This window comes from Nonomuraea sp. NPDC049784 (assembly GCF_040659615.1).
Classification (GTDB): Bacteria; Actinomycetota; Actinomycetes; order Streptosporangiales; family Streptosporangiaceae; genus Nonomuraea.
Genome location: NZ_JBFAMX010001072.1, coordinates 1 through 2,039, shown reverse-complemented (window position 1 = coordinate 2,039; position 2,039 = coordinate 1). Strand labels below are relative to the sequence as shown.

At 70.0% G+C, this 2,039-nt stretch carries 2 protein-coding genes and 1 pseudogene; all 3 read right to left on the bottom strand.

Going from position 1 to position 2,039, the window contains the following annotated elements; genetic code table 11:
• On the bottom strand, positions 1-478 hold a 478-nt coding region (locus tag AB0J09_RS63330), incomplete at its 3' end, for an EamA family transporter (protein ID WP_360713971.1).
• The gene (locus AB0J09_RS63325) at positions 475-1,815 is read right to left on the bottom strand and encodes a hypothetical protein (RefSeq protein ID WP_360713969.1); all 1,341 of its coding nucleotides are present in this window, start codon (positions 1,813-1,815) and stop codon (positions 475-477) included. The genes AB0J09_RS63325 and AB0J09_RS63330, both read right to left, overlap by 4 nt.
• Positions 1,812-2,039, bottom strand: a pseudogene (locus tag AB0J09_RS63320) (hypothetical protein); the annotation flags it as partial. The gene AB0J09_RS63325 and the pseudogene AB0J09_RS63320, both read right to left, overlap by 4 nt.

Genomic DNA, 2,039 nt, shown 5'->3' with positions numbered 1-2,039 from the left:
CCGACGCGCACACCCCCGCCAGCACCAGCGCGCCGCCGGCCGACAGCGACAGGCTGGTCGAAGTCCCGAACAGCAGCCACAGCCCCGGCGCGCCCGCCAGCAGGCCGGCCCACGCCGCCGTGGTGAGCCGCTCGCGCAGGACCAGCGCGGCGAGCGCGGCCGTGAGCAGCCCCTCAAGACTCAAGATCAATGAGCTGGTCGTAGCCGCCAAGTGCGCCAATCCTGCCAAGAAGAGGCCGACGTTACCGACAGGCTCCAGCAACGCCCGTACCAGGCTGTGCCGCAGTGGCGGCAACGCACCCGATCCACGCTGCCACACGGCCACGCCCAACACTGAGGCCGCGATCACGAGCTGCGTGGCCATCAGTGCGGCCGGGGCGAATCCGGCACTCAGGGCGTACTTGCTGCTGGGTGTGTAAAGCGCCCACCCCAGCGCGCTCGCGGCCAGCATGAGGCGGCCGCGCACCGCCGGACTCATCGCGCCCAGGCCGGCGTGTAGAGGCTGGCAGCCATCTGGACCAGGTCGATCCGCTGACCGGTGTCATCCACGGCGTGGCGGCCCGGATCGTGTGCGTACAGGTTGTGCTGCACCTGCCCGGTATGGTCCCGCATCCAGATCCGGGGCAGCGGGTACGTACCAGCCATGTGGCCGATGGCGGGCACGTCCGGGTAGTTGGCCAGGGCGGGAGCGTACTGGCGGGCGTAACGGAGGGTCTTGCGTTCGGCAGGGTTGTTGACCAGCACCACCATGCGCGGGGCTCCATCGGCAGTGGCCTGGGCGAAGCCCAGTTCGGCAGCGACGTAACTGAGGTCGGCGAGCTTGGCGGGGGTGTCTGGTCGCGCGATGTCGATCAGAGCGCGCCACAGGGGGCTCTGCCCAGCGGCCAGCTTGAGCAGCGTGCCCATGTCGGGGATGCGTCCGCTGCTCAGGTAGTCGGCGAGCGGCTGCATCTCTTCGTGGACGGTCACTGTCACGGGCCTGCTGCCCCGCGGCAGAGCAGCTTCGAGGCGGCGCTCGGTCAGCGCGGCCACCTGTTCGTGCCGCTCGCGCACTCTCTCACACCACTGCGCATACAGTGCGGCGGCCAGGCTGCCGTCCCCGGCGAGCTGGGCTAGGTGCAGCATGCTGGCCGCGCACGGCACGTCGACCACCTGCCGGACCGGCACGGTTGGGGGGATGCGCTCGGCCAGGACGGCACTGACAGCCGACAGTCGTTGCGTTCCTTCCTCCTCTGGCAGCGTCAACTCCGCCGCGAGGGCCAGCCCGCTCACCTGTTCGCCGCGGCCAAGACCATGTTGAGCCTTGGCGATGGACCGCTCGTGTGGCTGGCCCTCCAGGACCAGGCGGGCGGTGTGCTTCGACCACAGGCATACGCCGCTGATCTGCACGACCTCGGCCAGGTCGTGAACCGTACCGGTCGCCGGCGCCCCGCCGGCGGCGAACACATGATGCGTCGTGCGGCCGCTGAGCGCCGCGTAGGTGGTCACGCCGTCGTGGCCGGGACGCAGGTCGAGTTCACACAACACGCCTGTCGCGCCGTCGGGCTCGGCTGCGGTGTCCCATAAGAAGGTGAGAAGCTGGGCCAGCCGGGCGACACCGCGGCGAGCGGGCCGGTGGAGCTTGCTGCCAGCGGAAGGAGAGGGGGCTGCCTGCCACCATCCCCGGTCCACAGGGCGCGGTGACTGGGGGTTCTCGGCCAGCGCGATACTGGTCAGACGAGGAAGGCCGCCATGGCGGGCCGGTTCGAGTACGAACAGGCGCTGTTCGGCGCTGGCGTCAGATCTATCCTGCTCGGGAAGGGTCGCGATACTCATCGCACCCACCCGCTCAGCATGGGCGAGGTAAGGTTCGATGTGCGGTCCGGGGTGGGAAGCGTGCGGGTCTCACCGATTTTCATCAGCCATAGGTCGTCTGGAGGGCGTCCGGCGTCGGCCCAGCAGCGCACGCTCAGCGCAGCGGGTTCGAGCAGCGGCTCGCTCGACAAGACGAAGGCGCCCCAGTGCATTGGCGCCATGCGGACAGCGCCGAGCTCGCCGCA